The following is a 20,895-nucleotide window of genomic DNA, read 5'->3' on the forward strand; positions in this document are numbered from 1 at the left end:
GTGGGTGTCCCCCATGTGCAAAACGGGCGCACGGCGACGCGCGCTGTGCACTCCGGAGGGTGGCAAGAATACGGAACGTACAGGCGTCCGACAACGTGCCGCACCGTCGCACCGCGATTCAGCCCCGAACAGCCACCAATCGGGGCAAAAGGAACGCTAGCAGATCATCCGTCCCGGTCCTCGCCGTACTCGCCAAACCAGCGGGCCAGTCTCCCGCGACGGCTCACCGCACGCAGCCGTCGCTCCACCTCGTCGCGGACCTCGGCCGTGGCGACGATCAGCAGGCTGTCCCCGACCTTCAGCCGGGTGTCCAGGCCGGGCACGAAGCCCGCCCCGTCGCGCAGCACCAGGGTCACCGAGGCGCCCACCGGCAGCCGCAGCTCGTCCACGTGCACCCCGCCCAGCCGGGACCCCGGGGGCACCTCGACCTGGAGCAGGTCGGCTCGCATCCGTTCCAGCGGCGCGGTCTCCACGCGGATCTCGGCCGCCTCGGCCGGCGCGGTCACCCCGAGCCGGCGGGCCGCCGGGGCGAGGGTCCCGGCCTGGAGCAAGGTGAAGATCACCACCAGCACGAAGACCGCGTCGAAGAGCCTTTCCGCCCCCGGCACCCGGGCCGACAGCGGGATGGTGGCCAGCACGATGGGCACCGCGCCGCGCAGCCCGGCCCAGGACAGGAAGAGCTGCTCGCGCGGGCGGAGCCGGAACGGCAGCGCGGAGACCGCCACCGACAGCGGGCGGGCCAGGAGCAGCAGGGCCAGCCCGGTGACCACGGCCGGCAGCACCGCCGCGTCCAGCCGGCTCGGCGAGACCAGCAGGCCCAGCAGGACGAACAGGCCGATCTGCGCCAGCCAGGCCAGCCCGTCGGCGAAGCCGAGGATGGCCTGCCGGTGCGGCAGCCGGGCGTTGCCGAGCAGCACGCCGGCCACGTAGACGGCGAGGAAACCGGAGGCGTGCAGCACCGCGCCGGCCGCGTAGGCCAGCACCGTGAAGCCGACCACCGCGATCGGGTAGAGGCCGGCCGACGGGAGCGCCGCCCGGCGCAGCGCGTACCGGCCGGCGATCCCGGCGGCCACCCCGACCGCGGCGCCGACGCCCAGCTCGTACCCGACCAGGAGCACCTCGTACCACCACGGGTGGGCGGCCGTCGCCCCCCGGGAGAGCAGCAGCACCACGATCACCACGGGGGCGTCGTTCATGCCCGATTCGGCCTCCAGCGTGGCCACCAGGCGGGGCGGCAGGCGCAACCGGCGCAGGGTGGCGAAGACCGCCGCCGCGTCGGTCGAGGAGAGCACCGCCCCGTAGAGCAGGGCCAGCCGCCAGTCCAGCCCCAGCAGGAGGTGCACCACGAGCCCGACCACCAGGATGCTGACCAGCACGCCGACCGTGGAGAGCGCGGCGGCCATCCCGAGCACCGGACGCAGTGTGCTCCACCGGGCGCTCAACCCGCCCTCGGCGATGATCACGATGAGGGCACTGAACCCGAGCACCCGGGTCAGCTCGACGTCGTGGAACCGGATGCCCAGCCCGGCCTCGCCGATCGCCACGCCCAGCGCGAGGTAGACCAGCAGACTCGGCACGCCGAGCCGGGTGGAGACGCGCACCGCGCCCACGGCCACCAGCAGGACGGCCGCGCCGAGCAGCAGCGCGAGATCGAGCCCGGGGGTCATCCGCGGCCGGCCCGGACGGTCCTCACTCGGCCGATCCGTCGCGCAGCCGACGCAGCACGTCGGGCAGCCCGGCAGCCGGGCGCTCGACCAGGAAGAGCTTGTCCCGGCTGGCCGCGCCGGCGCGCAGGGAGACCGCCGCCGGCCGGACGCCGAGGGCGTCGGCCAGGGCTCGGCGGGCGGCCTCGGTCGCGCGCCCGTCCACGGCGGGGGCGTGCACGGCGATGACCAGGGCCGGCCCGTGCGGGCCGTCGAAGCGTCCGCCGACCCGGGCCCGGGCAGCGCCAGGCTTCACCCGGACGGCGACGGTGAGCGGGGCCTGCATGGTCATCCCGGCCGGGCGTCGGCGAGCAGGACGGTGGCCGGCGTGCAGCGGGCGCACGGGGTGAAGCCGAGCCCGACCGCCTCGGCGACGGGCAGCGGTTCGTCGTCCCGGCCGACCAGATGGGGGCAGCCGGGCAGGTGGAAGCGGGGGTGGGCGTCGACCACCCGAACCTCGGCGTCGAGCCGGGCCAGCCGGGCCACGTCCGCCGCCGGCAGGTCCTGCGCGGGCGGGTCACCGTCGGCGGCCGGCGAGGTGGGCACCGGGGCGTCCGGCACGACACCGGCCTCGTCGGCCGACGGCTCGCGGGGGACGGGCGGGGCGTAGGGGTCGCGCGGCGAGTATGCCGTCGGCGGCACCTCGTCCGGATCGGTCACCGGCGACTCGGGTGGTTGCCGCCACCCGGGTCCACCGGTGCCGACCGTCGACGGGATGTGCTGGACCGGAATCTCCGGCTCCCCGACCCGGGCGCCGAACGGCGGGCCGGTCCGGGTGCGGTTGCGCGGCCCGGCCACCCGGTCCGCCGTGGCCCGGGTGGCGACCGCCTGGCGGGCGCCCGCGACGAGGGCGACGGCGGCCAGCAGGCTGACCGCGATGGAGGTGATCAGCAGCGGGCTGGACCCGTTGGCCAGCCCGGCCACCAGGAGCACGACCGCGACGAGGATGAGCAGGATGCTGGCGACTATCACGGCTCACCCCCGCCGCGTCGTGTCGGTCTGCGCGGCCGGCGGCCGTCGTACGGACGGCCGCCGGCGACGGGATCAGCGGCCGGACTCGATGGAGCCCGCGCGGCTGCCGCCGTAGGAGCCGGCGAGGCCGGCGGCGGCGAGGCCGTTGCTACCCCCGCCGGAGCGGACGCTCTCGGTGCGGTTCATCTCGGCCTCCAGGCCCTGGCCGCGGCCGTCGAGGTCGCGGAGCTGGCTCTCCAGGTACGCCTTGAGGCGGGTGCGGTACTCGCGCTCGAACTGCTTGAGCTCCTCGATGTGCTTCTGCAGCGCGGTGCGCTTGGCGTCCAGGCCGCCCATGGCCTCCTGGTGCCGCTGGCGGGCGTCCCGCTCGAGGGCGTCGGCCTTGGCGCGGGCCTCGCGGGTGACCTCCTCGGCCTTGGTGCGGGCCTCGGTGAGCAGCTGGTCCGCCTCGCGCCGGGCGTCCGAGACGTGGTCGTCGGCGGTCCGCTGGGCCATCATCAGCACCCGCAGCGCCTGCTGCTCGCCGTCACCGCCGGCGGCCGGGCCACCCTGGGCACGGACCTGCTCCAGCTCGGCCTGCATGGCGCGCGCGGCCTGCTCGGCGGCCGCCTTGTCGCGCTGCACCCGGTCGAGCTGTGCCTTGACGTCGTTGAGCTCGGCTGCGAGCCGGGCGTCACCGCCGGGGCCGGCGGGGGCGCCACCGCGACCGCCGCGCTCCACCTGGGCGCGCAGCTCGTTGTTCTCCTCGATCAGACGGGCGAGCTCGCGCTCGACCTCGTCCAGGAAGGCGTCGACCTCCTCCTCGTCATAGCCCCGCTTGCCGATCGGCGGCTTTTTGAAGGCGACGTTATGGACGTCGGCCGGGGTCAGCGGCATCGAAACTCCTCGGGTCAGTTGCGGCCGCGAAAGCGCGCTGGTCAGGCGAAAGACCTGATCAGCGGATCTAACACGAACTCCATCAGCACGAACAGGATAACCAGGAGCACAAGGGAGGCCAGGTCGATGCTCACGGTACCAATTCGCAGCGGAGGGATCACACGCCTCAACGCCCGCAGAGGCGGATCAGTGACGCTCCACACCGATTCGAGTCCCGCCGACGCTCCCCGGCCTGGTTGCCAGCGGCGACCGTACGCCAGAACGGCGCCAAGGACAAATCGGGCCAACAGTACAAGCAGGAACAGAAAAAGGAGCAGATACAGCACCTGGAACAGAATCGACAACACGGCAGGCGACGTCCCTCGGTCGGGCTAGCTCAGGCTGAAAAAGCCGCCCTCAGCGATCTTGGCCTTGTCCTCCGCGGTGACCTGGACATTGGCCGGTGAGAGCAGGAACACCCGGTTGGTCACGCGCTCGATCGTACCCCGGAGCCCGAACGCGAGCCCGGCGGCGAAGTCGACCAGCCGGCGCGCGTCCGCCTCGTCCATCTCGGTGAGGTTGATGATCACCGGCACCCCGTCGCGGAAATGCTCGCCGATGGTCCGCGCCTCACGGTAGGTGGTCGGGTGCAGGGTGGTGATCTGGTAGCGCTGCTCCTCCTCGGCCGCCACCGCCCGCTCGCGGGGCTGCACCTGCGGGGCCAGGGCCAGGTTGTCCCGGGTGTGGTAGGTCAGCGCGCCGGAGCTCTCCCCGGCGCCCGAGCGGGTGATCGACCGGACGCTGGACCGGTCGGTGCGCTCCGGGCGCTCGACGTCGGCCCGGTCGGCGTCGCCGGCCCGGCTCGAGGCGCGCTCGGTCAGCCTCCCGCGGTCGCCCAGCCGGGTACGGGCCGCCGGCGGCTCCTCGGGCTCCTCGTCGTCCTCGTCGGCGAACTCCTCGGAGTACCGGCTCGACCGGTAGCGCGAGTCCCGGTAGCCACCCTTGTCGTAGCCACCGTCCTCGTAGGCCCGGTCATCGTCCTCCTCGACGAGCCCGAGCCAGACCCCCGCCTTGCGCAGTGCACCCATCCCCGCGCCCTTCCGTCTGCCGTGCGGCACGCACCCCCGTGCCGTGTCGCTTGATCACGAGTGGGACACCACAGTGCCCACCGGACCGGATCGGCAATCCCCGGACGAGCGGTTCGCGGTCCGCCCGTCACGGCCCCCGGCTACGGGAACGCCGTTCCTGAACAACACTGATGTAATTTGCTTCTTTCGCGGTCAGGCTACCGCAGCGTGGGGCGCATTCCGAGTAACGCGCTGCCGACGCGGACATGTGTCGCGCCGTACCCGATCGCGGTTTCCAGATCGCCGCTCATGCCCGCCGACAGTGCGGTCGCCTCCGGATGCCGGACGCGGAACCGCTGCGCCACCTCGGCCAGCCGGGCGAACGCCCGGTCCGGCTCCCAGCCCAGCGGGGCCACCGCCATCAGCCCGCTCAGCCGCAGCGCCCCGGCGCCGGCCACCGCCTCGGCCACCGGGCCGAGCCCCCGGTCGGGGTCCGCCGAGTCGGGCAGCGCCCCGCCCCGGGCCGGGTCGCCGTCGATGCTCACCTGCACCAGCACGTCCAGCGGCCGGTCCCGGCCGGCCGCCGCGGCGGCGTCGAGGGCGGCGGCCAGCCGCACGCTGTCGACCGACTGGACGACGTCGGCGTACCGGGCCACCGAACGGCACTTGTTGCGCTGCAGCTGGCCGATGAAGTGCCACCGCGGGGTCACCCCGGCCGCGGCCACCTCGGCGGCCTTCGGGGCCGCCTCCTGGTCGCGGTTCTCCCCCACGTCGGTCACGCCGAGCCCGGCCAGCGCCACCACGTCGCCGGCCGGGTAGGTCTTGGTCACCGCGACCAGGGTGACCTCGCCGCGGTCCCGGCCGGCGGCCGCGCAGGCGTCGGCGATACGGGCCCGGACCCGGGCGAGCCCGGCCGCGAGCTCGGCGCGCCGCTCGGGTCGCACCGTGGCTGGTGTGTCGGTCATCGGCGCCGCTCAGGACCCGTTCTTGAGGAAGTCCGGCACGTCGACGTCGTCGAACAGCACCCGGCGGGGCGACTGCTGCGGGGCCGGCATGGTGGCCGGCGGGGTCACCGGCGCGGTGGGCTGGGTCGGCTGGTTCTGGTTGGTCTTGCGGCCCTGATCGACCGCCTTGTACGCGGGCGCACCGCCGTCGAAGCCCGCCGCGATCACGGTCACCCGCACCTCGTCGCCGAGCGCGTCGTCGATGACCGCACCGAAGATGATGTTGGCGTCCGGGTGGGCCGCGTCGGTGACCAGCTGGGCAGCGTCGTTGATCTCGAACAGGCCCAGGTCGGAACCGCCGGCGATGGAGAGCAGCACGCCCCGCGCGCCGTCCATGCTCTGCTCCAGCAGCGGGCTGGAGATGGCCGCCTCGGCCGCCTCGACCGCGCGGTTCTCGCCGCGGGCGCTGCCGATGCCCATCAACGCGCTGCCGGCGCCGCTCATCACGCTCTTCACGTCGGCGAAGTCCAGGTTGATCAGACCCGGCGTGGTGATCAGGTCGGTGATGCCCTGGACACCGGAGAGCAGCACCTGGTCGGCGGTGCGGAAGGCGTCCATCATGGAAATGTTGCGGTCGCCGAGCGCGAGCAGCCGGTCGTTCGGGATGACGATGAGCGTGTCGCACTGGTTGCGCAGCTCCTCGATGCCGGCCTCGGCCTGCACCTGGCGGCGCTTGCCCTCGAACGAGAACGGCCGGGTCACCACACCGATGGTGAGCGCACCGAGCTTGCGGGCGATGTTCGCCACCACCGGCGCACCGCCGGTGCCCGTGCCACCGCCCTCGCCGCAGGTCACGAAGACCATGTCGGCGCCCTTGAGCACCTCCTCGATCTCGTCGCGGTGGTCCTCGGCGGCGTTCTTGCCGACGTCGGGGTTGGCGCCGGCGCCCAGCCCTCGGGTCAGTTCCCGGCCGACGTCGAGCTTGACGTCGGCGTCGCTCATCAGCAGCGCCTGCGCGTCGGTGTTGATCGCGATGAACTCGACGCCCTTGAGCCCAACCTCGATCATCCGGTTGACGGCGTTGACGCCGCCGCCCCCGATGCCGACGACCTTGATGACCGCCAGGTAGTTGTGCGGAGGTGTCATCTCCGGTCCTTTCCCTTCGAGATTGGCATGGGCCGACCCCACACGGCTTGGCCAGATCAGCGGCGGAGCAATGCCCGGCGCGGCGGAGGGCCGAAACCCTCACCCTCTACTAGAGGCTTAGAGCTATGTCAACCACTGATCTCTTCGGGGCAACGTAAGCGCCGCCGCGCGATGAGCCAAGGACCTTTCCGGCGTGTCGCCACCGGAGCGGGCGGCGACACACTCGCCGACGGGGCGATCAGCGCGCGGCGACCCGTTCGCTGACCGGCGGATCACCGGAAGGTGACCACGTCCGGGGCGCTGACGTCGATCGTGTCGGCCTTCCGACCGAGCAGCGCGGTGGCCACCTTGGACTTGTCCGCGCCGCGGGTCGCGTCCCCCCAGACCACCGTCCGGCCCTCATGCAGCCGCAGGGTGATCCGGGCCAGCCCGGCCACGTCCACCGAGACCAGCTCGGCGCGCAGCCGCGGGCTGAGCGCGGCCAGCACGTCCAGCCCGGCCCGGGTGCCCGGGTCGTCCGCCGCCGGCCGGCCGACCCGGATCACCGGCAGCCCGTCCGGGGCCTGGGGCAGGTCCTGGAACGGCACCCCGGCCCCGTCGATCACCGCGTACCGGTCCCCCTGCGGCACCACCGCCACCGGGGTCCGCTCCACCACCCGGACCACCAGGGTGCCCGGCCAGTCCCGTTCCACCGTGGCGCGCTCCACCGGGGCGAGGGTGCCCACCCGCCGGGCCGCCGCCGCCAGGTCCACCCGGGCCAGCGGCGTGTCGTCCGGGATCGCCACGACGTCGCGCACCTCGACCGGGGTGACCAGCTTCGCGCCGATCACCCGGACCTGCCGGACCCCAAAAAGGCCGGTGCCCAGCACGGCCCAGGCCACCAGCCCGGCGACCGCGAGCACGCCCACGGCGACCGCCCAGGGCAGCGCCGCGCGCATCCGCCGCCGCCGGGCCCGGGCCATGAACCGCCGGGTCGACGGCGGGACGGCGTCGGCACCGGCCCGGACCAACTGCCATCGGCGCACCGGGCTGCGCCGCCCGGCCCCGCCGTCCTGGCCCGGGGTCCGGCCGCGCGCCGGGCCGGGGCTCATCCGGCCGCGGCCGCCGCGCCGTCCGGACCGACGCCGGTGCCGATCGCCGCCGCGTCGCTCGCCACGCCGGTGCGGGCCAGCAGGGCGTCGAGCAGTTGGTCGCCCATCAGCGAGATCGGCGGCGCGCCCATGGTCACCACGACGTCGCCGGGGCGGGCCCGCCGGGCCACCTCGGCCGGCACGTCGTCCCAGGCCTCGACGAAGACCTTCCGGTCGGCCGGCAGCGGCACCGCCGCGAGCAGCGCGACCGAGCCCTCACCCGGCTGGCGCAGTTCGCCCGGGCCGAACACCTCCAGCAGCACCAGCTCGTCGGCGATGCCGAGGGCGGCGGCGATCTCCGCCTGGAGGTCACGCGTGCGGTAGAGCCGGTACGGCTGGAAGACCACGAGCAGTCGGCCCTCGCCGGCCACCTCGCGCAGCGTCTGCAGGGCCAGGGTCATCGATGTCGGGTGGTACGCGTACTCGTCGTAGACCAGCACGTCGTCCGCCACGCCCTTGCGCTCGAAGCGCCGCCGGACGCCGGGGAACGCGCCCAGCGCCGCCTCGGCCGCCTCGATCGGCAGCTCGAGCAGGTAGGCGGCGAGCACCGCCGAGGCGCTGTTCAGCCCCATGTGCCGCCCCGGCACCGGCAGCCGGATCTCGCCCAGCGACCGGCCGTCGATCTCGGCCAGGTAGCGCACCCCCTGAGCGGAGGACGCCATCCCGCTCAGCCGCAGGTCGGCGTCGGGCGACTCGCCGTACGTCCACACCCGACGTCCCTCGGCGCGCAGCGTCTCGGCCAGCCGCCGCCCGCCCGGGTCGTCGGCGCAGGTGATGATGAACCCCGCGGGGTCGGTGAGCCGGGCGAAGTCGGCGAACGTCGCCTCCAGGTTGGCCAGGTCGCCATACGTGTTGAGGTGGTCCGCCTCGATGTTCGTGATGATCGAGACGTACGGGCGGTAGATGAGGAACGAGCGGTCGCTCTCGTCCGCCTCGACCACGAAGTATTCACCCGTGCCGTGGTGCGCGCCGGAGCCCACCTCGGAGATCTCCCCGCCGATCACGAAGGACGGGTCGGTGCCGGCCTGCTGGAGCACCATGGTGACCATCGAGGTGGTGGTGGTCTTGCCGTGGGTGCCGGCGACCGCCACCGTCCGGCGGCCGGTCATCGCGGCCGCGAGGGCCTCGGAGCGGTGCAGCACCCGCAGCCCCCGCCGGCGCGCCTCGACCATCTCCAGGTGGTCCTGCGGGATGGCCGAGGAGTAGACCACGGTGTCCACCCCGTCGAGGTTCGCCGCCTCGTGGCTCATGTGGATGGTGCCGCCGAGCGCCCGCAGGCCGGCCAGGGACGGCCACTCCCGCAGCTCGCTGCCGGAGACCGGCAGGCCCCGGGTGAGGAACAGCCGGGCCAGGCCGCTCATGCCGACCCCGCCGACCCCGATCAGGTGGATCCGGCCCAGGTCCTCCGCGGTCATCGTGCCGGCGGGCGTGAACTGCGCGGTGTTCATGAGAGGTACCTTCCCGTCGCGGGGACGACCGTCACAATGCCGTCGTTGTTCGCGGCTGCGGGGCTCGCAAGCTCACTCCTCGCGCTCACCGAGCCACCGCCTCGTAGACGAAGTTCAGCAGGGCGACGTCGCCGTCGCGCCGGCCGTACGCGGCCGCGGCGGCACCCATCGCGGCGAGCCGCTGCGGGTCCCGGACCAGCGGGATGACCGTCCGCTCCAGCCAGCCCGGGGTCAGCTCGGCGTCGTCGACGAGCAGCCCGCCACCGGCCTCCACCACGGGCAGCGCGTTGCGCTTCTGCTCCTGGTTGCTGTGCGGGTACGGCACGTAGATGGTGGGCAGCCCGATGGCGGCCACCTCGGCACAGGTCATCGCGCCGCCCCGGGCCAGCATCAGGTCGGCGGCGGCGTAGCCCAGCTCCATCTCGGACAGGTAGGGCAGGGTCACGTACGACACCGGCAGGTCGGTCGGGACGGAGACCGGCTCGTTGCGGGCGCCGATCACGTGCAGCACCTGCACGCCGTTGCGGGCCAGCTCCTTGGCCGCGCCGGAGACCGCCAGGTTGATCGAGCGGGCGCCCTGCGAGCCGCCGGCGACGAAGAGCACCGGCAGGTCGGGACGGAGTCCGAAGTGGGCGCGGGCGGCGTTGCGCATGGCGGCCCGGTCCAGGCCGGCGATGCCGCGGCGCAGCGGCACCCCGACCACCCGGGCGTTGCGCAGCGACTCGGCCTGCGCCGGCTGGTGCGGGAAGCCCGCCGCGACGTGCTTGGTGAACTTCATCCCGAGCCGGTTGGCCACACCCGGCGGCACGTTCACCTCGTGGATGACGATCGGCAGTTCCCGGCGCCACGCGGCCAGGTAGCCGGGCACCGAGACGTACCCCCCGAAGCCGACCACGACGTCGGCCCGCACCTCGTCGATCACCTTGCCCGCCGCGCGGGCCGCCTTCCACATCCGGTCCGGGGTGCGGACCAGGCTCATGTTGACCGAGCGGGGCAACTGGTAGGCGGGGATCTGCCGCAGGTCGTAGCCGGCCGGCGGGATCAGCTCGTTCTCCAGTCCCTTGGGTGTGCCGAGGCAGGTGATCCGGACACTGGGGTCGTGTCGGCGCAGGCAGTCGGCGAAGGCGAGCAACGGGTAGATATGCCCGCCGGTGCCTCCTCCGCAGAGCACCACCGAACGCAGCGGACCCATCAGCGTCTCCTCTCGCTCGCCGTCCCGGCGCGCGTCCGGCCCCGCCGGGCGGCGCGGGCTGCGGCCTGGTCGTCCTCCCGCCGCGACCGGGACCGGGGTACGGACCCACGGTCCGCCGATGGCGTCGCCGGGCGGCGGCGCCGGCCGGGAAGCGGCGGCAACGGGGCCCAGAGTAGTCGGACCCACCGGGCCGGCGGACGGGCATGCAGGGCTCGGGCCGCGTCCGGCTCGGCCCGGGCGAAGGACGCGAGCATGCCGACCGCCGCCAGGGTGACCACCAGGGCGCTGCCGCCGTCGGAGATGAACGGCAGCGGCACGCCGGTCAGCGGCAGCAGTCCGGTGACCCCGCCGATGTTGATCACCGCCTGGCCGACCAGCCAGGCGGTGACGCCGGCCGCGGCGAGCCGACGGAACGGGTCCTCCACCCGCCGGGCGATCCGCAGCCCGGTGTACGCCAGCACGGCGAACAGCACCAGCACCACGGTGCAGCCGACCACGCCCAACTCCTCGGCGATGATCGCGAAGATGAAGTCGTTGTGCGCCTCGGGCAGCCAGGCCCACTTGAAGGTGCTCTTGCCCAGCCCGACACCGAACCAGCCGCCGTGGCCGAGCGCGTAGCGGGCCTGGACGAGCTGGTAGCAGCCCTCCAACTGCTCCTCGAAGCAGGTCTTCGGGTCGGGCGGGTCGAGAAACGAGGTGAGCCGGGTCAGCCGGTAGTTGTCGGCATCGCGCGAACCCGAGCCGGCCCCCAGGGACGCGGCGGCGACCAGCAGGCCAACGCCGAGCAGGCCGACCGCGGAGAGGGCGGCGAAGACCCGCCTCCGTACGCCGGCCGCCCAGAGCATGCCGACCACCAGGGCCAACAGGCAGAGCATGCTGCCCAGGTCGTTGTAGCCGACCAGCACGGAGAGCAGCCCGACCACCGGGAACAGCGGGGTGGCCAGCTCCTTCCACCAGCCCAGCGCGGCGCCCTTGCGGGCCAGCACGTGCGCGCCCCAGAGCACCAGCGCGAACTTGGCCACCTCGACCGGTTGCACCGAGACCGGGCCGAACCAGAGCCAGAGCAGGTTGGCCTCGAGCGGGCCGACCGACTTCACCCGGAACAGCGCCTCCAGCGCCACCAGCAGGTTGAGGATCAGCAACAGCACCACGGCCACGCCGAGGAAGGGCCGGGCGATCGCCCGGAAGGTGCGGGCGGGCAGCCGCTGGCAGGCCCAGAACGCCACGATGCCGATCACCGCGAAGACGGTCTGCCGGACCAGCGAGGCCGAGGCGTCGCCGTCCTCGGCGTAGTCCTTCACGCTGGTCGCCGAGAAGACCATGGTGAGGCCGATCAGCAGCAGCAGGCCGGCGCTGGAGAGCAGCAGATAATAGGAGGCCAACGGCCGGGCCAGCAGGCCGCGCAGCGCGGCCAGCCCGCCGGCGGCGTCCAGCCCGAGCGACGGGGCCGGCGGCTCGGCCGGCCGGGTCGCGGCCGGTGCCCGTCTGCTCTGCGTGTCGGTGGTGCCCTCGGTGTCTCGTCCCTCCCCCACCCGCCCATCATCGCGGCTCGACCCGCCCGCCCGTGGCGCAACCGCCCGGTCGGCGTGTCGGGGCGGGAGACGGCCTGCCACCGGACCGGTGGTCACCAGCGGGGACCTGCCGAAGCGGAAAGGGCCCCGGCCGTCGGCCGGGGCCCGGCACGGCTGCGCTCAGCTGACCGCGGCGAGGAACTCGCTGTAGAACAGGCCCAGCGCGATGGCCACGCCGATGCCGGCGATGATCCAGAACCGGACCACGATGTTGACCTCGCTCCAGCCGGCCAGCTCGAAGTGGTGCTGCAGCGGCGACATCCGGAACACCCGCTTGCCGGTGGTCCGGAACGAGATGATCTGGATCACCACGGACATCGTGATGATCACGAAGAGCGCGCCGATGATCGGCAGCAGCAGGATGGTCCGGGTGGACATCGCCATGCCGGCGATCAGGCCGCCCAGGCCGAGCGCCCCGGTGTCGCCCATGAAGATCCGGGCCGGCGAGGTGTTCCACCACAGGAAGCCCACACAGGCGCCGGCCGCCGCCCCGGCGATCAGGGCGATCTCCAGCGGGTCCCGGACGGTGTAGCAGTACGCCTCGGTGTAGTTCGGGTCGGCGCACCAGTGCCGGTACTGCCAGAACGCGATCAGCCCGTACGCGGCGAGCACCATCACCGAGGCGCCGGTGGCCAGGCCGTCGAGGCCGTCGGTGAGGTTCACCCCATTGGTCGCGGCCATCACCACCAGGATGATGACGATCACCGAGGCGATCTTGCCGATCTCCAGCGCCGGGATGTCCCGGATGAAGCTCAGCGTGGTGCTGCCCACCGTCTCGGCGTTGGTCCGGTTGCCGCTGACGTCGTACATGGTGCTCGGGAAGTAGAGCGCGACGACGCCGAAGATCGCCCCGACCAGGATCTGGCCGGCCAGCTTGCCGCGCTTGTTGAGGCCGCCGCTGTGCCGCTTGCGCACCTTCAGGAAGTCGTCGATGAAGCCGACCGCGCCGGAGAACACCATCAGCCCCAGCAGCACCAGCGCGGTGATGGTCGGCTCGACCTGGGCGATCTGGGCGTCCGGCAGGGTGGTCAGGGCGAGGTGGCCGGCGACGTACGCGATCACCGTGGCCAGGATGAAGACCACGCCGCCCATCGTCGGCGTGCCCTTCTTGCCCTGGTGCATTGCCGGGCCCTCGGCCCGGATCGGCTGGCCGGCCTTGAGCCGGGTGAACACCTTGATCGCGATCGGGGTGCAGAACAGCGAGATGAGGAAGGCGACCCCGATGGCGACGATGACCGCCCTCATGAGGCGGCCCCCTCGGTGGCGTCCGCGCGCAGCGCGTCGGCCACCTCCCACGTGCGGTACCGGGAGCCCTTCACCAGGACCACGTCACCCGGACGTAGCTCGCTCCGCAGCACCTCGACGGCCGCCGCCTGATCGGTGAGCAGCACCGACTCTCCTCCCCAGTTGCCTACCGCTGTCGCCCCGTGGTGGATCGGCGCCGCCGGCTCGCCCACCACGAGCAGCCGGTCGACGCCCAACTCGGCCGCGAGCCGGCCGACCTGCTGGTGTCCCTCCCGTTCGAAGTCCCCCAGCTCGGCCATGTAGCCGAGCACCGCGACAGTACGCCCCCGCCCGCCCAGGCTGGCGAGCGCCCGGAGCGCCACGCCCATCGAGGCCGGGTTGGCGTTGTACGAATCGTCGATCACCGTGACCCCGTCGGCGCGTTCGAAGACGTCCATCCGGCGGGTGGAGACCAGGCCCAGCTCACCCAGGGCGGCGGCCAGCTCGGCCAGCGGCATCCCCAGCTCGCGGGCGACCGCCGCGGCGGCCAGCGAGTTGGAGACCTGGTGCCGCCCGGTCAGCCCGAGCCGCACCGGCACGCTCCCCTCCGGGGTCACCAGCGTGTACGACGGCCGGCCCCGCCCGTCCAGCGTCACGTCCACCGCCCGCACGTCGGCCCGCTCCGACTCGCCGTACCGGACCACCCGGGCCTCGGTGCGGGCCGCCATCGCGTCGACCAGCGGGTCGTCGGCGTTCAGCACGGCCAGCCCGTCGGCGGGCAGCGCCTCGACCAGCTCTCCCTTGGCGAGGGCGATGGTCTCCACCGAGCCGAACTCGCCGATGTGCGCGACCCCGACGTTGAGCACCACGGAGATCCGCGGCGGCACCACCTCGCACAGGTAGCGCACGTGCCCCACCCCGCGGGCGCCCTTCTCCATGACCAGGTATCGGGTCTCCGGGCCGGCCTGCAGCGCCGTGTACGGGTGCCCCAGCTCGTTGTTGAACGAGCCGGGCGGCGCCACGGTCGGGCCGAGCCGGACCGCGAGCTGGGCGATCAGGTCCTTGGTGGTGGTCTTGCCGGACGACCCGGTGAGCCCGATCACGGTCAGTCCGGGCAGCCGGTCGACCACTGTGCGGGCCAACCGCCCCATCGCGTCGAGCGCGTCGGCCACCAGCACCATCGGCACGCCCGGCACCTCGCGGGTGCCGAGCACGGCCACCGCCCCGGCGTCGACCGCGGCGGCCGCGTAGTCGTGCCCGTCCACCTGCTCGCCGGGGAAGGCGACGAAGAGGCCGCCCGGGCCGACCTTGCGGGAGTCGAACTCGACCGACCCGGTGACCCGGGCGTCCGGGTCGGCGGCGACCAGCCGCCCGTCGACGGCCGCGGCCACCTCGGCCAGGGTCAGCGGGATCATGGCCGCCCCACCAGGTCGCCGAACCGGACCCGCAGCGCCTCGGCGAGCTCCACCCGGTCGTCGAACGGCAGCACCTCGCCGTTGATCTCCTGGCCGCGTTCCTGCCCCTTGCCGAGCAGGGCCACGATGTCACCCGGTTCGGCCAACCGGACCGCCTCCTCGATCGCGGCCCGCCGGCCGGGCGCCTCGATGATCCGCGCGGCGGTGTTCGCCGCGTACGCCCCGGCCAGCACCTCGGCCCGGATCGCGGCCGGCTCCTCGGTGCGCGGGTTGTCGTCGGTCACCAGCACCACGTCGGCTCCGGTCGCCGCGACCGCCCCCATCACCGGCCGCTTGCCCCGGTCCCGGTCGCCGCCGGCGCCCAGCACGCAGATCAGCCGGCCGGTGGTCAGGTCCCGCAGGGCGGTCAGCACCGCCTCGATGGCGTTGGCCTTGTGCGCGTAGTCGACCACCCCGAGCACCGGGGCGTCGCCGCTGACCAGTTCCAGCCGCCCGGGCACCCCGCCGCAGGCGGCCACCCCGCGGGCCGCCGTGGCCGGGTCGACCCCGGCGGCCACCAGGGTGGCGATGGCGAGCAGGGCGTTGGCCACGTTGTGCCGCCCGGGCAGCGAGACGCCGGTGGGCAGGGTCAGCCCGTCCGGGCCGTGCACGGTGAAGCGCTGGGCGTACCCCTCGCCGTCCACGCCGTCGGCCCACCAGGTGGCGGTCGGGTCGCCGGCCGCCGAGTAGGTCACGGTCGCCGGCTTGAGCAGCGGGCGCAGCGCCGGGTCGTCGTGGTTGAGCACCTCGACCTGGCAGCGCCCGTCGAAGAGCTTCGCCTTGGCGGCGAAGTAGTCCGCCTCGTCGGCGTGGAAGTCCAGGTGGTCGGAGCCGAAGTTGGTGTAGCCGCCGACGGTGAACCGGACCCCGCCGACCCGCCCCATGGCCAGCGCGTGGCTGGACACCTCCATGACCACCGCGTCGACCCCCCGCTCCCGGGCCACGGCGAGCATGGCGTGCAGGTCGGTCGCCTCCGGGGTGGTCCGGACGCTGTCGATCACCAGGTCGCCGAGCCTGGTCTCCACGGTGCCGACCAGGCCCGTGGTGTGCCCGGCGGCGCGCAGCCCGGACTCGATCAGGTAGCTCGTGGAGGTCTTGCCGGCGGTGCCGGTGACGCCGATCACGGTCAGGCCGGCGGTCGGATCGCCGTACACCGTGGCGGCGACCTCGCCGAGCACCGCCCGGGGATCGTCCACCACCAGCGTGGGCAGGCCCGTGTCGGCGGCCAGCGCCACCCCGGCCGGGTTGGTCAGCACGGCCACCGCGCCGGCCTCGGCCGCGGCTGCGGCGAACTCCGCGCCGTGCCGGCGGGCGCCGGGCAGGGCCGCGTACAGGTCGCCGGGGTGGACCTCCTGGCTGGCGTGGGTCACCCCGGTGACGGCCACGTCGGCGGCCTCCGGAGGCAGCTGACCCTGTCGTTCGCTCGCGGCTGCGGGGCTCGGAAGCTCGCTCCGCGCGCTCGCCCGCAACCGGGCGGCGAGGTCGCCGAGCCGGACGGGATGCACGGTACGGGGACGTGGATTGCCGGGCACGGCGTCAGACCCTACCCGGTCGTCCGGTCCCGAGCGCACAGCCGCCCCGGTGGTTCGTCGCCACTCACCGATGATGTCTCCCGGTGCCCGCTCAGCGCGGAAAGACCTCGAACTTGGGGGACTTGTTGGTCGGCGAGGCCGGCACCCGGTAGTGCGCGAGAGTGAAGCCCATCATGTCCCGGAAGGCCGGTGCGGCCACCCCGCCGACCTCCCCGCCCGGGCTCCAGACGAAGACCGCCACCACGTACCGCGGCTTCTCCGCGGGGGCCATCCCGATGAACGAGTGGACCTCGCCCGGCTGCCGTTTTCCGTCGACATACCGCAGGCCGGTGCCGGTCTTGCCGGCCACCCGATAGCCGGGGACCGCGGCGGCCAGGCCGGTGGCCGAGCCCTCCGGGCCGTCGACCGTGGTGACCGCCTCCAGCATGGTGCGCAGCGCGGCGGCGTTCTGCGGGCTGAGCACCGAGCGGGTGACCGGTTTCGGTCCCGGCGTCCGCTTCCCGTCCGGGCCGATCACGTCCTTGATCAGGTGCGGCTGGACGTACGTCCCGTCGTTGGCGATGGCGGCGTACGCGGCGGCCATCTGCAACGGCGTGGCGTCCACGCTGTGCCCGATCGGCACCGACCCGTACGCCGAACCGCTCCACTGGTCGGCGGGGAGCAACCGCCCGGAGGCCTCCCCGGGCATCCCCTCGCCGGTAGGCTGCCCCAGCCCGAACCGCTTCTGGTAGTCGATGAGCCGGTCCCGGCCCAGCTTCTCGGCGATCTCGATGGTCCCGACGTTGGACGAGAACGCCAGCATGCCGGGAATGCTCATCCGCCGCCCGTTCGCCGGGTGGGTGTCCCGGAAGGGCACCCCGCCCTTGGTGATCGTGTTCGCGACGGGAAAGACCGTGTCCTTGGTGATCACGCCCTCCTGGAGGGCGGCGCCGTAGGTGATCGCCTTGTGGATCGAGCCCGGGTCCACCACGAAGCTGGTGGCCGCGTCCGCCCGGTCGCTCGGCGAGTTGACCTTCGTCGGCTCGGTTGCGCTGTAGCCGGGGTAGCTCACCTGGGCCCGCACCTCGCCGGAGGGCACCTCGATGATCACCGCCGCGCCCACGCTGTCCCGGGTCTGGGCCATCCGGGTGGACAGGATCCGCTGGGCCTGGAACTGCAGGTCACGGTCGATCGTGGTCCCCAGCGAGCTGCCGGGCTTCGCCGGCGTGGTCTCGCTGTAGCCGCCGGGGATCGGCGCGGCCAGGGCACCCTGCCCCGCCTCGTACCGTTTCCGGCCGGGCTGTCCCCGCAGCAGGTCGTCGTACTTCGCCTCCAGTCCCTCCAGGCCGTTCATGTCCTGGCTGGTGAAGCCGATCAGGTTGGCGGCCAGATCGCCGCCGGGCACCTCGCGCTTCTCGTCCCGGTGCGTGCCGATGCCGGCCAGGTCGAGTGCCATGATCTGGTTGGCCTTGTCGATGTCGACCCCGCGGGCCAGGTACTCGAACTGGGACTTGATGGTGGTGCCGGGGAGGGTGCGCTCCTTCATCTTGTCGGCCAGTTCGGTGACCCGCATCCCGAGCAGCGGGGAGAGCAGCTTCGCGGTGGCCAACGGGTCCTTGACCTTGGTCGGGTCCACGAAGACGTAGCGCGCCTCGACGCTGTGCGCCAGCGGCTCGCCCTTCCAGTCGTAGATGGCCCCGCGCGGGGCCGGCAGCTCGACCACGGTGAGCCGGTTCGCGAGCCCGCCGTCGGCGTACGCCGGGGTGTCCACGGTCTGCAGGAAGACCAGCCGGATGCCGATGGTGGCGAAGAGCGCGAGGGCGAGCAGCGTGCCGAGCCGCAGCCGGCGGCGCGGGTCGGCCAGCTTCGGCGGCCGGCGCGGTTTGCGAGACGGCCGGCGGGCGGCGGCGGCCGGCCGGGCCGGGCGGCGCGGGGCCGGGCGGCGGCGCGGTGCCGGCGCCTCGTCGTCGTCGAAGGGCTCCCGGGCCGGACGCGCCGACACGGTCCGCACCACGCCGCTCCGGCCGCCCGCGGTGTCCCGGCGGCCGGCGCGGGTCGCCCCGGCCCGGCCGCCGTCGAGCACCTGCAGCGCCGGCCGGAACGGGTCACCGGAGCGGCTGCTGCGCGGGGTACGCCGCTGCTCGGCACCCCCGCCGGTCCGGGCGGCGCCGCCGCCCTCCCGGATGGTCCGCCCTCGGGGCGTGTACGCCCGGGCGTCGGAGATCCCGCCGACGCCCGGTTCCCCGGAGCGCGGGTCGGCGCCCCGGCCATGGGACGAACCGCGCCGGGAGCCTGTGGCGTCCCGGCGCGGTTCCTCCGATCTCGGCGGCACGGCTCAGCCTCCGTTGCCCTGCTGGCTGGTGACGGCGGGCGCACCCTGCGCCGGGTGCGGCACGCCGATCATCTGCCCGTCCGGCAGCCGGATGTACGCCGGATCGCCGGACTCCACCAGGCCGAGCTTGCGGGCGTTGGCGGTCAGGTTGCCCGGTGCCTCCTGCTCCGCGATCTCCTGCTTCAGCCGCTGCTGGTCCACGTCGAGCTTGGCCTGCTCCTGCTGAAGCTTCTCCAGCTTGAACGCGTTCTCGTTGATCTTCGTGTTGATCGCCAGGATGCCCAGCACCCCACCGACCACCAGCACCAGGATCAGCCCGACGAACGGCGCCCGCGGCACGGACACCGGCGGTGGCGGGGCGACCCGCAGCCGCGGCGACGCCGCACCGGTGTTCCGGGTCCGCTCGGCCGGCCGCAGCGCGGCAGTGCCCTCGGTGGCGAACTCGCGCGCCCCCCGGGCGCGAGTCTCCTCCCGGCGGTCGCGTCGGTCGGCCCCCGCCGTCGCGGTTCGCGTGGTGCGCTGCGCCGCGGTCCGGCCCCCCGACCGCGGTGCACGCTGCCCGACGGCGTCCCGGCCGTCGCGCGTGTTGACGTTCATGTCCCCTCCCCCTCGTCGTCCGTCCCGTTCCCGTCCCCCGGGGCCGACGGGTCCGGTACGGACCCCGGTGACCCCGTCCCCGGTTGGTGCATCGCCTTCACCCGGCGGCGGTACCGTTCGCGGTCGGTACGCCCCTGCCGGGCCGCCTCCGGGTCGAGCCGTTCCGCTGCCCGCAGCCGCACCGACGCGGCGCGCGGGTTCGCGGCGACCTCCGCCTCCCCGGGAAGCTCGGCGCCCCGGCTGAGCAGCCGGAACGTCGGGCCCGACCCGGGCAGTTCGACCGGGAGGTCGATCGGGCCCTTGCTGCGGACCCGATCGGCGAGCGCCTGCTTGGTGAGCCGGTCCTCCAGCGAGTGGTAGGACAGGACCACCATGCGGCCGCCCACGGTGAGCTTGTCGAGCGCGGCCGGCAGCGCCGCTTCCAGCGCTGCCAGTTCCCGGTTTACCTCGATCCGTAAAGCCTGAAACGTTCTCTTTGCCGGGTGTCCGCCGGTTCGTCGGGCTGGTGCCGGGATGCTCTCCCGGACCAGCTCGGCCAACCGGGCCGACGAGGTGATCCGGGCGCGCTCGCGCTCCCGGATGATCGCCGAGGCGATCTTGCCGGCGAACTTCTCCTCGCCGTACACCCGCAGCAGCCGGGCCAGCTCGGGGTGCGAGTAGGTGTTGACCACCTCCTCGGCGGTCACCCCCCGGGTCTGGTCCATCCGCATGTCCAGCGGCGCGTCCTGCGCGTACGCGAACCCGCGGTCGGGCGCGTCGAGTTGCAGGGACGAGACGCCGAGATCGAACAGGACCCCGTCGATCGCCGGGTACCCGAGCCGGTCGAGCACCTCGGGCAGCTCGTCGTAGACGGCGTGCTCCAGGTGGATCCGGTCGGCGAACCGGGCCAGTCGGACCCGCGCGTGGGCGAGGGCCTCGGTGTCCCGGTCCAGGCCGATCAGCACCGCGTTCGGGTGCGCCGCCAGCACCGCCTCGGCGTGCCCGGCCAGCCCCAGCGTGGCGTCGACGTGCACGGTCCGGCCCTTCCGGCCCAGCGCCGGGGCGAGCAGCTCGAGACACCGCTCGAGCAGCACCGGCACGTGCGTGCCGCGTAGCTCCCCCATGTCGACCCCCACTGGTTGAAACCTTCCGTCCGTATCGCGTCTGTCGTCGCCACGACGCCTCGTCATACCGCCAGATCCCCATCCGCTCCCGCCCGCCGGAGGCCGCGGCCCTCCGGTTGGATCGTGCGCCTGGCACCGGGGAAGGGGTGCCAGGAACTCGAAAGCGGCTGGAGATCTCGCAGTACGTCGGGCGTCGTCACGCCCTACAGACCGCCCGGCAGCACCCCCTCCTCGATGTCGGCGAAGTCGTCTTCGCTCTCCGTGAGGTAGGCCTCCCAGGCCGCCTTGTCCCAGATCTCCACCCGGGTGCTCGCGCCGATCACGACCAGATCCCGGTCGAGGGCGGCGTAGGACCTCAGGTGTGCGGGGATAGTGACCCGCCCCTGCTTGTCCGGCACCTCGTCGTGCGCACTGGCGAAGAAGACCCGGCTGTAGGCCCGGGCCGTCTTGCTCGTCATCGGCTGCGCGCGCAACTGGTCGGCGATTCGTTGGAACTCGGGCATCGGGAAGACGTAGAGGCAGCGCTCCTGCCCTTTTGTGATCACGACACCCCCCGCCAGTTCGTCCCGGAACTTCGCCGGCAGGATCAACCGGCCTTTGTCGTCCAGGCGCGGGGTGTGGGTGCCGAGGAACATCGGCCCAACCC

General features: G+C 73.7%; 19 protein-coding genes. All 19 read right to left on the reverse strand.

Annotated elements, in window-relative coordinates:
* Window positions 1–164 precede the first annotated feature (164 nt).
* The 19 genes from ACGF4F_RS09260 to mraZ all read right to left on the reverse strand — a co-directional run bounded on the left by ACGF4F_RS09260 (window position 165) and on the right by mraZ (window position 20,884).
* Entirely contained in the window at window positions 165–1,667 is a 1,503-nt protein-coding gene (locus ACGF4F_RS09260; RefSeq protein WP_357435199.1) for a potassium/proton antiporter, read from the reverse strand.
* A 22-nt stretch (window positions 1,668–1,689) separates the two neighbouring features.
* Window positions 1,690–1,995, reverse strand: a complete 306-nt coding sequence (locus ACGF4F_RS09265; RefSeq protein WP_393076147.1) for a DUF167 domain-containing protein — start codon at window positions 1,993–1,995, stop codon at window positions 1,690–1,692.
* Window positions 1,992–2,675 (reverse strand): hypothetical protein, encoded by a 684-nt coding sequence (locus ACGF4F_RS09270; RefSeq protein ID WP_393076150.1) that lies wholly within the window; start codon window positions 2,673–2,675, stop codon window positions 1,992–1,994. The genes ACGF4F_RS09265 and ACGF4F_RS09270 overlap by 4 nt, the downstream gene beginning before the upstream one ends.
* A gap of 72 nt (window positions 2,676–2,747) precedes the next feature.
* Window positions 2,748–3,551, reverse strand: coding sequence for a DivIVA domain-containing protein (locus tag ACGF4F_RS09275; protein ID WP_357435193.1), 804 nt, complete (start codon window positions 3,549–3,551; stop codon window positions 2,748–2,750).
* A 41-nt stretch (window positions 3,552–3,592) separates the two neighbouring features.
* A complete protein-coding gene (locus tag ACGF4F_RS09280; RefSeq protein ID WP_357435191.1) occupies window positions 3,593–3,898 on the reverse strand; it encodes a YggT family protein in 306 nt (101 codons plus the stop codon).
* A 24-nt stretch (window positions 3,899–3,922) separates the two neighbouring features.
* A complete protein-coding gene (locus ACGF4F_RS09285; RefSeq protein ID WP_357435190.1) occupies window positions 3,923–4,618 on the reverse strand; it encodes a cell division protein SepF in 696 nt (231 codons plus the stop codon).
* Window positions 4,619–4,815: 197 nt separating this feature from the next.
* A complete protein-coding gene (locus tag ACGF4F_RS09290; protein ID WP_393076154.1) occupies window positions 4,816–5,562 on the reverse strand; it encodes a YggS family pyridoxal phosphate-dependent enzyme in 747 nt (248 codons plus the stop codon).
* A 9-nt stretch (window positions 5,563–5,571) separates the two neighbouring features.
* Window positions 5,572–6,687, reverse strand: coding sequence for a cell division protein FtsZ (gene ftsZ / locus ACGF4F_RS09295; protein WP_357435187.1), 1,116 nt, complete (start codon window positions 6,685–6,687; stop codon window positions 5,572–5,574).
* 272 nt (window positions 6,688–6,959) lie between these two features.
* Window positions 6,960–7,778, reverse strand: coding sequence for a cell division protein FtsQ/DivIB (locus ACGF4F_RS09300; RefSeq protein WP_393076157.1), 819 nt, complete (start codon window positions 7,776–7,778; stop codon window positions 6,960–6,962).
* The gene (murC, locus tag ACGF4F_RS09305; RefSeq protein WP_393076160.1) at window positions 7,775–9,265 is read right to left on the reverse strand and encodes a UDP-N-acetylmuramate--L-alanine ligase; all 1,491 of its coding nucleotides are present in this window, start codon (window positions 9,263–9,265) and stop codon (window positions 7,775–7,777) included. Before murC ends, ACGF4F_RS09300 begins: the two co-directional genes overlap by 4 nt.
* A gap of 85 nt (window positions 9,266–9,350) precedes the next feature.
* Window positions 9,351–10,457 (reverse strand): undecaprenyldiphospho-muramoylpentapeptide beta-N-acetylglucosaminyltransferase, encoded by a 1,107-nt coding sequence (murG, locus tag ACGF4F_RS09310; RefSeq protein WP_393076163.1) that lies wholly within the window; start codon window positions 10,455–10,457, stop codon window positions 9,351–9,353.
* Entirely contained in the window at window positions 10,457–11,872 is a 1,416-nt protein-coding gene (locus tag ACGF4F_RS09315; RefSeq protein WP_393076815.1) for an FtsW/RodA/SpoVE family cell cycle protein, read from the reverse strand. The genes murG and ACGF4F_RS09315 overlap by 1 nt, the downstream gene beginning before the upstream one ends.
* Window positions 11,873–12,148: 276 nt before the next feature.
* The gene (gene mraY / locus ACGF4F_RS09320) at window positions 12,149–13,273 is read right to left on the reverse strand and encodes a phospho-N-acetylmuramoyl-pentapeptide-transferase (protein WP_357435180.1); all 1,125 of its coding nucleotides are present in this window, start codon (window positions 13,271–13,273) and stop codon (window positions 12,149–12,151) included.
* Window positions 13,270–14,667 (reverse strand): UDP-N-acetylmuramoyl-tripeptide--D-alanyl-D-alanine ligase, encoded by a 1,398-nt coding sequence (gene murF, locus ACGF4F_RS09325; protein ID WP_357435178.1) that lies wholly within the window; start codon window positions 14,665–14,667, stop codon window positions 13,270–13,272. Before murF ends, mraY begins: the two co-directional genes overlap by 4 nt.
* Complete coding sequence (locus ACGF4F_RS09330) at window positions 14,664–16,277, reverse strand: UDP-N-acetylmuramoyl-L-alanyl-D-glutamate--2,6-diaminopimelate ligase (RefSeq protein ID WP_393076167.1); 1,614 nt, start codon at window positions 16,275–16,277, stop codon at window positions 14,664–14,666. The genes murF and ACGF4F_RS09330 overlap by 4 nt, the downstream gene beginning before the upstream one ends.
* Before the next feature lie 52 nt (window positions 16,278–16,329).
* Window positions 16,330–18,549, reverse strand: a complete 2,220-nt coding sequence (locus tag ACGF4F_RS09335) for a peptidoglycan D,D-transpeptidase FtsI family protein (RefSeq protein WP_393076170.1) — start codon at window positions 18,547–18,549, stop codon at window positions 16,330–16,332.
* A 3-nt stretch (window positions 18,550–18,552) separates the two neighbouring features.
* Window positions 18,553–19,146, reverse strand: a complete 594-nt coding sequence (locus ACGF4F_RS09340) for a hypothetical protein (protein ID WP_073833907.1) — start codon at window positions 19,144–19,146, stop codon at window positions 18,553–18,555.
* The gene (gene rsmH / locus ACGF4F_RS09345) at window positions 19,143–20,249 is read right to left on the reverse strand and encodes a 16S rRNA (cytosine(1402)-N(4))-methyltransferase RsmH (RefSeq protein ID WP_393076818.1); all 1,107 of its coding nucleotides are present in this window, start codon (window positions 20,247–20,249) and stop codon (window positions 19,143–19,145) included. Before rsmH ends, ACGF4F_RS09340 begins: the two co-directional genes overlap by 4 nt.
* Window positions 20,250–20,452: 203 nt before the next feature.
* Window positions 20,453–20,884 carry a division/cell wall cluster transcriptional repressor MraZ gene (mraZ, locus tag ACGF4F_RS09350; RefSeq protein ID WP_357435173.1) on the reverse strand — a complete coding sequence of 144 codons (432 nt, stop codon included), beginning with the start codon at window positions 20,882–20,884 and terminating at the stop codon, window positions 20,453–20,455.
* Window positions 20,885–20,895 lie beyond the last annotated feature (11 nt).

The sequence above is a fragment of the Micromonospora sp. NPDC047740 genome, from assembly GCF_043204735.1.
Taxonomy (GTDB): domain Bacteria; phylum Actinomycetota; class Actinomycetes; order Mycobacteriales; family Micromonosporaceae; genus Micromonospora.

Bases quoted from the DNA above. Each gene is read 5' to 3' on its own strand.
- rsmH (WP_393076818.1), bottom strand. From the start codon at position 20,249: ATGGGGGAGCTACGCGGCACGCACGTGCCGGTGCTGCTCGAGCGGTGT.
- ACGF4F_RS09275 (WP_357435193.1), bottom strand. From the start codon at position 3,551: ATGCCGCTGACCCCGGCCGACGTCCATAACGTCGCCTTCAAAAAGCCG.
- murC (WP_393076160.1), bottom strand. From the start codon at position 9,265: ATGAACACCGCGCAGTTCACGCCCGCCGGCACGATGACCGCGGAGGAC.
- ACGF4F_RS09340 (WP_073833907.1), bottom strand. From the start codon at position 19,146: ATGAACGTCAACACGCGCGACGGCCGGGACGCCGTCGGGCAGCGTGCA.
- ACGF4F_RS09265 (WP_393076147.1), bottom strand. From the start codon at position 1,995: ATGACCATGCAGGCCCCGCTCACCGTCGCCGTCCGGGTGAAGCCTGGC.
- ACGF4F_RS09300 (WP_393076157.1), bottom strand. From the start codon at position 7,778: ATGAGCCCCGGCCCGGCGCGCGGCCGGACCCCGGGCCAGGACGGCGGG.
- ACGF4F_RS09260 (WP_357435199.1), bottom strand. From the start codon at position 1,667: ATGACCCCCGGGCTCGATCTCGCGCTGCTGCTCGGCGCGGCCGTCCTG.
- mraZ (WP_357435173.1), bottom strand. From the start codon at position 20,884: ATGTTCCTCGGCACCCACACCCCGCGCCTGGACGACAAAGGCCGGTTG.
- mraY (WP_357435180.1), bottom strand. From the start codon at position 13,273: ATGAGGGCGGTCATCGTCGCCATCGGGGTCGCCTTCCTCATCTCGCTG.
- murG (WP_393076163.1), bottom strand. From the start codon at position 10,457: ATGGGTCCGCTGCGTTCGGTGGTGCTCTGCGGAGGAGGCACCGGCGGG.
- ftsZ (WP_357435187.1), bottom strand. From the start codon at position 6,687: ATGACACCTCCGCACAACTACCTGGCGGTCATCAAGGTCGTCGGCATC.
- ACGF4F_RS09285 (WP_357435190.1), bottom strand. From the start codon at position 4,618: ATGGGTGCACTGCGCAAGGCGGGGGTCTGGCTCGGGCTCGTCGAGGAG.
- murF (WP_357435178.1), bottom strand. From the start codon at position 14,667: ATGATCCCGCTGACCCTGGCCGAGGTGGCCGCGGCCGTCGACGGGCGG.
- ACGF4F_RS09290 (WP_393076154.1), bottom strand. From the start codon at position 5,562: ATGACCGACACACCAGCCACGGTGCGACCCGAGCGGCGCGCCGAGCTC.